Here is an 8824-nt window from a genome sequence, read left to right as displayed (position 1 = left end):
CGCAACACCATGCACGCGCTCGGCGAAATCGCGGGTGCGGCGGGCCTCAGCCATCCCAGCGACTTCATGCCCTATCACTTCATGTTCAGACAGAAGGACAACGAGTTCCTCGATGGCAACGAGGCCTTCCCCTATCTGCCGGAGGGATTTCTGCTGGGCGGAAACGAATTTCCGGAGCTCGCCGATTGGTACAGCCGCTGGGATCGCGCCAGTTCCGACAGTTTTGCTCCGCCGGAGATTCCACATGGTCCGTTCCAAACGCGTCGGACCGCGAGGGCGATGGTGGGCGTCGCATAATCGCCACGACGTGCCGCTTGTGCGACCAGGGCATCCAGCACACCGGTTGCAAACCACGCCGATCATTCAGTGTGGCGTGTCTACCCGTTCAGGGCGTGGTATCTAACGGGCGCGATGCTCCCGCCCGTTAGTTACAAGCGCTCCATTTCCCCGCCGGGATCATATCGCATGCGGGGAGCTGTATTTCCGCTTCCCCTTGAATCACGCCTTGTGTTGTGGAGCGCGGGGCACGAGCTTTTGCGAATCTGAACCTTCGACATTGGAGGAGACATTTCCCGCCGCTATTCGCGGTACTGATCAGCTTGCCGCTGCATCAAGATGGAGAGCAAGGAGATCGCGCCCGCGACCACAGCAAGCAGGAGCCAGATCGTTCGACTCGGGAAACCGGCCGCGCCTTTCGACCTGTCCAACGGGTCTCTTGCACAGGCATAGTCACGTTAACTTCGGCGTGATCGGTTCCCACCGGCGATCAGCGCATGATCACCGCCAAACTCAGCTCCTACACTGCCGCTCGCCGCCAGATCATGCCGGCGGTCGACCATCGCGCGCACAAGGGCCTCGACAACAGCGCCGAGAACTCACACGTGCCACTCCGAAAGCGCGAGCGGGCGATGCAGGGCTTTCGATATCCGGGGAGCCTGCAACGCTTCGTCACCGTCTTCTCCGCAGTCCGCAATCTCTTCGTTCCACCCCGGTCCCGTCGCTCATCCCTGGCCACCCATCTGCACCGCATCAACGCGCTGGCGCACTGGAAAGCCGTGGCCGCGTCACCGCCTAAGCCTCTCACCCGGCCAAATGCGCCTCTTGGCGCCCGCCGGAAGTTAACGTGGCAACGCCCCATGAGATCAGGCCCCCCGCAGAAGCCCATGCACGATGGCGCCAGCGAGTTCCGGATGAGTCAAGAACTGCCTCAACCGCATCCGCATTAGGTGGACGGTCACTCCCGCACCGATATGAGTTAGAAGGCTCCGCGGCGCCGTTGACGGGAAACTAGCGCGTCTCAGCGGACCGGCATTGCGGTATCGGCCGTGGAACTAAGCGCTGAAATGACGCTCTTGGCGGATCGCGCTTTCAAGTTCCGATTGGCCTACCAATACACCCTTCTGAAACACGGCGCACGAAGTCACACCGGGCTGTGTCTGCATCTTGCGAAGCAAGCGGAGCGCATCAGTCGCAGACACGGCGGGGTTGGTGACCTTCGAGTTTCGAACAGTGGCTTTAACTTGATACAAGATCGGACTCGCTTTTGATTGCCTGGAGGGGGCATTAGCGAGATATTGGGGCACTGAAAAGCGCAATATCGTCACCATCCGGGAGCGGACGTTGCGGGTATATGCCTCGGCTATTCCCGATCTATCAGGATCATTGGAAATTGATCGCCGTCCGCAGCCGGAAAGCGATGCGGGAAAAACCCCTCGTCCGGTTGAGTTGCGCCATTGGACTAAGCCGCTCTCGCGGCAGGGCGCTTCGTCGCGTGCATCGCTGAGATTTCGCATGTGAGGCGCTGCATCCGAGGATTTCGGGGTCGTTTCCCTGATCCTTGGAGGCCTCCATGACCGATCCCGTCACCGTCAGCCCGCTGCGCCAGCGGATGATCGAGGACATGACGATCCGCCAGTTCGGCGAGCACACGCAGCGCGACTATGTCCGGCAGGTCCGCGCGTTCACGGCCTTCCTCGGCCTGCCGCCGGATCGGGCCGAGCCGGAGGATCTGCGGCGCTACCAGCTGCACCTGGCCTCGCTGGGGGCAAGCTACGCCCGAATGAACCTGGCCTGCACCGCGCTGCGCTTCTTCTTCCACATCACGCGCGGCCGGGCCGGCTTCGGTGACCGCATGGCGCGGATCCCGACGCCGGAGCGCCTGCCGGTGGTGCTGGGGACCGAAGAGGTCGCGCTGCTGCTGGCGCATGCGCGGAGCCTGAAGGACCAGGCGGCGCTCAGCATCGCCTATGGCTGCGGCCTGCGCGCCTCCGAGATCGCCCACCTCAAGGTCGCCGACATCGACAGCGCCCGCATGCTGATCCGGGTCGAGCAGGGCAAGGGCCGCAAGGACCGCTATGTCATGCTGGCGCCCGACCTGCTCGATCTGCTGCGGCAATGGTGGCGGATGAAGCGGCCGCGCGGCTGGCTCTTCCCCGGCCAGCAGCCGGGCCAGCCGATCACGACGCGACAGCTCAACCGGGCCTGCCATGCCGCGGCCGAGGCGGCGAGACTCGACAAGCGGGTCTCGATGCACACGCTGCGGCACAGCTTCGCGACGCATCTGCTGGAACGGAAGACCGATATCCGCGTGATCCAGGTCCTGCTCGGCCACAGGAAGCTCGACACCACCGCCATCTACACACGCGTCGCGCTCAAGACGCTCCGCAAGGTCGAGAGCCCGCTCGCCCTGCTGGCACCGCCGCCACCGCCGTAACGGTCCGCGCCGATCATGGCGCGGCCCCCATTGGAGGTCGCGGATATCCTGCACCGGCATGGCGTGTCCTTCCGCGCACGCCAGCGCCTCAGCCGCGGCCAGCTCAAGGTCATCGGTGCGATCCGGGCCTGCCGTACGGCGGCGCTGGGCGGCCATGTCATGCGCTGCGGCGACTGCGATCACGCGACGATCGCCTACAACTCCTTGTATGGGGATTTTTCTGTCAAGCTTTCCGCATGCCTTTCTAACCTCCAGACTGTCTGGGCCTCGACCGGGCGTACTGCGAACAATTCGAGGGGAGCCTGCCATCAGGCGCAAAGCATTGCGCCGCGACCTTGTATTCGGTTGGATCCGCAACGGGTCCGGACCATGAAGCAGTCAATGGCTTCGGCAGCAAGGCTCCGAGGCGGCGGGCCCATTCTGCCGACGGCATTGGAGCCATGGAGTTGTTCGGGTCACCGCCACCTCGAATCGCTACACCTGGTTCGGCGCGACAGTCGACCTGTCACGCGAGGACCAAGCCGTGTGTTTAGGGCGTTTGTCGCAACACGACGCCCGCTGGGACTTCACCGATGGTGACCATGCGCCACAGTGCAATGAGCAGTTTGCGAGCAAGTGCCACGATCATTGTTGTTTTACGCGCGCCCTTCGGGCCATCGGTCCGCGCCCGGTACCATTGCGCAAGCGCGCTTTCCTTCTGGAATCTCAACAACCGCCACGCGAGTTGGATCAAGCCGCGGCGCACGCGGGCATTGCCCGCTTTGGCCAATCCCTTCTCCCGTCGTCGCTTGCCACTCTCGTCGGGCGAGCCCGTAAGGCCAACGTAACGGGCCACGGCCCGTCGGTCTCGAAGGTTTCGAGACAAGACCTCCTGAACCAACATGTCCGCCGTTTCCAGGCCGACGCCGACGACGCGGGCCAACAGGCGCACCATGGCGTGTGGCCCCGCTGCCGGTGCTTGTTCCAGGCGCACGAGGCGGGCCTGTTCGATCACATCGATTTGTTCTCGCACCACCGCGAGCCGGACCATGTCGCGTCGGATCTCGTCGCGCGTGTTCGGTGGGATCGGCACGCCCTCCGGCGTGCGTAAAGCGTCGAGCCGTTGCGGCGCCTTTCGCAATGTCGGCTTGAATCCGCGGATGCCGAGCCGGGCTAGGGCCGCCTTCATCCGGTTGACGATCCGTGTGCGCTCACCGACCAGGCTTTCCCGTTCGCGGCTAGGACGCTTGGCATCCTCTTGCTCGAGGGTTGGGATCGCTACCATCCGGCAGTGCCCGCGCTCGCCGCGTAGCCATCCCAGGAACACACGCATGAGCATTGCCGTGTCCAGCCGATCGGTCTTCGCTCGGCGATGCTCGCGTGACACGGCGACGCTGGTCGAATGAACAACGTGCACCTCGATGTCGCGAGCCTGCAGCCATCGCGCCAGCCAAAACCCGTCGCGTCCCGCCTCAAAGGCGACGGTAATCTGTCCAATCGTCCTGCCTGCCCGCACAGCCTCTACCCGCCAACGCTCCAGCAGCCGCAGGAGTGCGATCGGATCGGGCTCCTGCTTCTTCAGGGGTTCGCGCTCAACACCAGGAATCAAGCCAGCCACGAGCCAGCTGGCCTCGCTCAGCTCAATGACCGCTGTCAGAGTGGTATTTTGATCAAAAGGAGCAAGGGAACGGCTCAGATCACTTATTGGGGTCATGGGAACATCCATTCGTTTCTGGCAACGACGGTGGCACCATTTCACGCCTTCGCCGCTCTCCCCATAGCTTCTGCCGCAACCGGCACTGCCCGCGCTGCCAGGGCGCCGCGGCGAAGGACTGGCTCGCGCAGCGCCAGGCCGATCTGCTGCCCGTGCCCTACTACCACCTTGTCTTCACCCTGCCGGCGCCGATCGCGGCCATCGCCTTCCAGAACAAGGCCGCCGTTTACGGCCTGCTGTTCAAGGCCGCGGCCGAGACCCTGACCACCATCGCCGCCGACCCGAGACATCTCGGCGCCCGCATCGGCTTCACCTCAGTGCTGCACACCTGGGGATCGGCGATGACCCACCATCAATCCCCATCTCCACATCATCGCGCCCGGTGGCGGCCTGTCGCCGGACGGCGCGCGCTGGATCGCCTGCAAACCCGGCTTCTTCCTGCCCGTGCGCGTGCTCTCGCGCCTGTTCCGCAGGCTCGTCCTCGAAGGTCTCGTCGCCCTGCATACCGCCGGGCGGCTCGCCTTCCATGGCGATCTCCTCGCGTTCGCCGAGGCGGATGCCTTCACCGCGATGCTGGCGCCGCAGCGCCGGGCCGATTGGGTCGTCTACGCCAAGCGTCCCTTTGGCGGTCCCGATGCCGTCCTGGCCTATCTCGCCCGCTACACCCACCGCGTCGCCATCGCCAACAGCCGCCTCGTCGCCATGGACGCCCATCGCGTCAGCTTCCGCTGGAAGGACTATCGCGCCCGCTCGTCCGGCAAGGCCTGGATCAGGACCATGACGCTGGCGGCGCACGAGTTCATCCGCCGCTTCCTGCTCCATGTCCTGCCCGACGGCTTCCACCGCATCCGCCACTACGGCCTGCTCGCATCCAGCCGGCGGGCCCCCACGATCGCCCACGTCCGGCAGATCATCGCGGCGCAGGCGCCGATCAGCCCCGTTGAAGCCGACAATGCAGAGGCTCGCGCCGAGCAGAACGATCCCCGCGGTGAAGACCCTCCGCCGTGCCCATGCTGCGGCGGCCGCATGATCCTCGTCGAGCGCTTCGCTCCGGGTTCTGCCCCGCGCACCATCCTCGCCGTCAGGATCGACACATCATGACGACGGCTCGAGGGCTCCATCTGGACAGAACAGGGCCGGTCTCGGGCAGAGAGCGGGCGACCCTGCGCGGCCCGACGGCGCAGACAGAGCTCGCGTCCGTCCCGGATCGACCCTGCGCCCAGAAAAAACCCGGCTCACCCGCGCCCCGACCGGCGCTTCCCATGCCAGCCGGCTCCCGCGCGCAAGCCCTCAATCCAGGCCGCGCGGCGAAATCCCCATAGCCCACGGCCCCGGGCCGCGGCTTCCTCCCCTGGAGGCTTTCGAACGCCGGCCCTCAGCCCGTCCGAACCCGCTCGCAGGGGCCGGCATCCGAAACCCTTGTATGGGGCCATATGTGTCAAGCTTGATCTTCGATCATTCCCATCTCCTTGTTCGGCCCAGATGGGACCATCTCCTCGTCCCGACCTGACTTCGGCCTAGCCGCCCCGCGCGCAGTGACGGTCAAGGGCGGCCGCAGGCCGTGGCGAAGCAACTTGCCCTTGACCGTCACGAGCACGGCGGCAGGCTGCGTTGGTCGGGCGGGAGCTTTTCTGCAGAGCGGCAAACAGAAGACAGTTCCGAGGGGAGCTCGCCATCGGCGGCGCTGATCGCGCCACAACCTTGTATTCGGTCGATCCGTGCGGATCGGAACCATGATGCAGTCATACGCATCAGCGGCGAAGCTCCGAGACGGCGGGCCCATTCTTCACAGCGGCTTGGAAGCCATGGGTTTAGCGGCGGGTCACCGCCACCTCGGATCGTCATCGGCAGACCCTGGCATGGGCTGCCAAGATGGTTGTCCCTCTCTCCGTTTGGTCGCTCATGACGCCGGACGTAAGACGACGCCCTGCGGCACCTCTCCCGTCCTGACGAGGCGCCACAGGGCGATGAGCAGCTTGCGCGCCAGCGCCACGATCATTGTCTTGCGCGTGCTGCCGCGTCCGTCGGCGGTTCGCGCCTGAAACCATCGGACCAGGACACTGTCCTTTTGGAACCTGAGAAAACGCCACGCCAACTGAATCATGCCACACCGGACGCGAGCGTTGCCGGCACGCGCAAGTCCCCGTTCGCGCCGGCGTCTGCCGCTCTCGTTCGGTGAACCGGTGAGGCCAGCGTAACGGGCGACAGCCTTGCTATCACGCAGGTGGCGCAAGAGGATCTCGTTGACCAGCATGTCCGCCGTCTCCACGCCCACGCCGAGGACCCGTGCAATGAGCTGTATCATCGCGTGCGGGCCTTGCGCGCCGGCAGGGGTTGCCGCGAGCCTGTTCCGGCGTTCCTCCTCGATCGCGCGGACCTGCTCGCGCCCGACGCGTAGCCGCACCACGTGGCGGCGCAGCTCCGCGCGGGTGTTCTCCGGCAGCGGCATCCCTTCCGCCGTGCGCAGACCTTCGAGCCTTTCCTCGGCCTTACCCGGGGTCGGCCGAAAGCTGCGGATGCCGAAGCGAGCGAGGATGGCCTTTATCTGGTTCACGATCCGCGTCTGCTCCGTGACCAGGTTCCCGCGCTCGCGGTTCGGCCGCCTTGCGTCCTCCTCCTCGACTGTCGGGATCGCCGCCATGCTGCAATGGCGCTTCTCCCCGCGCAGCCAACCGAGAAAGACGCGCATCAGCAGTTCCGTGTCGAGGCGATCGGTCTTCGCGCGCCGGTGTTCGCGCGACACTGCGATGCTTGAAGGATGGATGACGTAGGCCTCGATACCGCGCGCCCGCAGCCAGCGCGCCAGCCAGAAGCCGTCGCGCCCGGCCTCATAGGCGAGGGCGATGCGCTTGATCTGGCGTCCGGCCTGGCCGGCTTCGTCGCGCCACCGCCGCAACCGCTTCAACACTGCCTCCGCGTCGGCATCGAGCGTCTTCAAAGGCTGGCGTTGGAGGCCGGGAACCACCGCGGCAACGAGCCACTTCGCTTGGCTCATCTCGATCACGGCGACGATCGTGCTATCCTGCTCGAGGGCGGTGAGGGATCTGCTCGCGTCAAAAGTTTGCGACATGGGGCGCTCCTTCGGTGGCCGTTGAACAGCGCCGAAGGTGCCATGCCCTCGCCGCCCGCCCCATAGCATCTTCACACTTCCGGACATTAGGCGCCTCCGGGAAAGCGGACGCAATCGTGAAGCGGCGGGCGTCGCCACGCCCAGAAACGACCGACCCATTGAGTCCCTCGCCGGCCGACATCTTGCCGTCGAGCTTGACCGGCGCGTGAAGCGCAAGGCTCGAGAGGACGCGGTCTGCACGCGCTTCATGGGGATCCCTGGTGTGGGCGAGATCACTGCCCTCAGTTTCAAGGCCGCCGTGGACGACCCAGCCTGCTTCAAGAGCTCACGCACCGTCGGAGCCCACATCGGCTTAACCCGGAGGCGCTTCCAGTCCGGCGAGACGGACAACCCGGGCCGCATCTCCCATGCCGGCGACGCCGACGTGCGCGCCACGCTCTATGCGGCCGCCAATGCCATGCTGATGCGCTCAATCACCTGGTCCAGTCTCAAGGCCTGGGGCGTTCGTCTGATGAAGGCCAAGGGCCGCCGGCGCGCCATCGTCGCCGTCGCCCGAAAGATCGCCGTCGTCCTGCATCGCATGTGGGTCGATGGCTCTGACTTCCGGCTGGGATCGGAGACTGCGGCATGACCTGAACCCCTTCCGTTCAACCGATCCTCGCCGGATCGTCCCACGCGGACGATGGGATGGATGAAGCCGAAAACTTCTACTCCGCCCTCAAGCGCGTCCAAAAGAAAGGCTCTCCATCCCCTTGATCCCATGTATTCGTGCAGCAGCTCCGCTCGTGAAGAGCCATCAGATGGCGAAGAGAAGCGTGACCCGCGTGAACGATAAAGCCGGCTCGGACCAAACCAGAGCTTGACCCTCATGCTCGATTAGAGAAGCGGAAGTTTACTCCAAAGCAGGAAGTGGCCATTCGCCAGCTAGCGAGTAGCCTCCTTTCTGAGACAATGTGCTCACTTCAGAATTCCGTTTGCGGCCGTCTTGACCAGCTCGGACCACGAAACGTGGCGGGTGGCGCTCAAACCGTCATGTCCGGCGGTGAAAGCTGATGGCGGTCCCTACCAGTTGCACTACTGGAGCTCCTTAACTCAGGCACTGAGACCGCCGAGGAGTATGTACTTGATCTCGACGAACTCATCCATGCCGTGGAGGGAGCCCTCGCGGCCGAGGCCGGATTCCTTGACCCCGCCGAAGAGCGCGACCTCGGTGCCGAGGATGGCGGAGTTGATGCCGACCATGCCGTATTCGAGCTCCTCGGCGACGCGGAAGGCGCGACCGAGATCCCGGGTGTAGAAATAGGCGGCGAGCCCGAAGGGCGTGTCATTGGCCATGGCCACGACCTCG

The 8824-nt window shown here is 65.0% G+C and carries 5 protein-coding genes and 4 pseudogenes; 6 read left to right on the top strand and 3 right to left on the bottom strand.

Going from position 1 to position 8824, the window contains the following annotated elements; all coding sequences use genetic code 11:
* The 4 genes and pseudogenes from AB4099_RS34860 to AB4099_RS34845 form a co-directional block, all read left to right on the top strand.
* A pseudogene (locus AB4099_RS34860) lies at nucleotides 1–297 on the top strand (FMN-binding glutamate synthase family protein); the annotation flags it as partial.
* Nucleotides 298–767: 470 nt separating this feature from the next.
* Nucleotides 768–1067, top strand: a pseudogene (locus AB4099_RS34855) (DDE-type integrase/transposase/recombinase); the annotation flags it as partial.
* A 782-nt stretch (nucleotides 1068–1849) separates the two neighbouring features.
* The gene (locus tag AB4099_RS34850; RefSeq protein WP_441481454.1) at nucleotides 1850–2713 is read left to right on the top strand and encodes a tyrosine-type recombinase/integrase; all 864 of its coding nucleotides are present in this window, start codon (nucleotides 1850–1852) and stop codon (nucleotides 2711–2713) included.
* A gap of 15 nt (nucleotides 2714–2728) precedes the next feature.
* Nucleotides 2729–2917: pseudogene (locus AB4099_RS34845) on the top strand (transposase zinc-binding domain-containing protein); the annotation flags it as partial.
* A gap of 325 nt (nucleotides 2918–3242) precedes the next feature.
* Here the strand turns inward: AB4099_RS34845 and AB4099_RS34840 are convergent.
* A complete protein-coding gene (locus AB4099_RS34840) occupies nucleotides 3243–4406 on the bottom strand; it encodes an IS110 family RNA-guided transposase (RefSeq protein WP_441481453.1) in 1164 nt (387 codons plus the stop codon).
* Between the two features lie 68 nt (nucleotides 4407–4474).
* Here AB4099_RS34840 and AB4099_RS34835 point away from each other — a divergent pair.
* A pseudogene (locus AB4099_RS34835) lies at nucleotides 4475–5507 on the top strand (IS91 family transposase); the annotation flags it as partial.
* A gap of 799 nt (nucleotides 5508–6306) precedes the next feature.
* Here AB4099_RS34835 and AB4099_RS34830 read toward each other — a convergent pair.
* Nucleotides 6307–7476 (bottom strand): IS110 family RNA-guided transposase, encoded by a 1170-nt coding sequence (locus AB4099_RS34830; protein ID WP_441481456.1) that lies wholly within the window; start codon nucleotides 7474–7476, stop codon nucleotides 6307–6309.
* 247 nt (nucleotides 7477–7723) lie between these two features.
* Between AB4099_RS34830 and AB4099_RS34825 the strand changes: the two genes are divergently transcribed.
* Entirely contained in the window at nucleotides 7724–8107 is a 384-nt protein-coding gene (locus AB4099_RS34825) for a transposase (RefSeq protein WP_441481455.1), read from the top strand.
* Between the two features lie 461 nt (nucleotides 8108–8568).
* Here AB4099_RS34825 and AB4099_RS34820 read toward each other — a convergent pair.
* Nucleotides 8569–8824, bottom strand: a 256-nt coding sequence (locus AB4099_RS34820; RefSeq protein WP_441481452.1) for an aldehyde dehydrogenase family protein, incomplete at its 5' end; no start/stop codon positions are given.

It is taken from the genome of Allobosea sp. 2KB_26 (genome assembly GCF_052115715.1).
GTDB lineage: Bacteria > Pseudomonadota > Alphaproteobacteria > Rhizobiales > Beijerinckiaceae > Allobosea.
The sequence above is the reverse complement of the archived record's forward strand: the minus strand, read 5'-3'. Positions and strand labels throughout refer to the sequence as shown.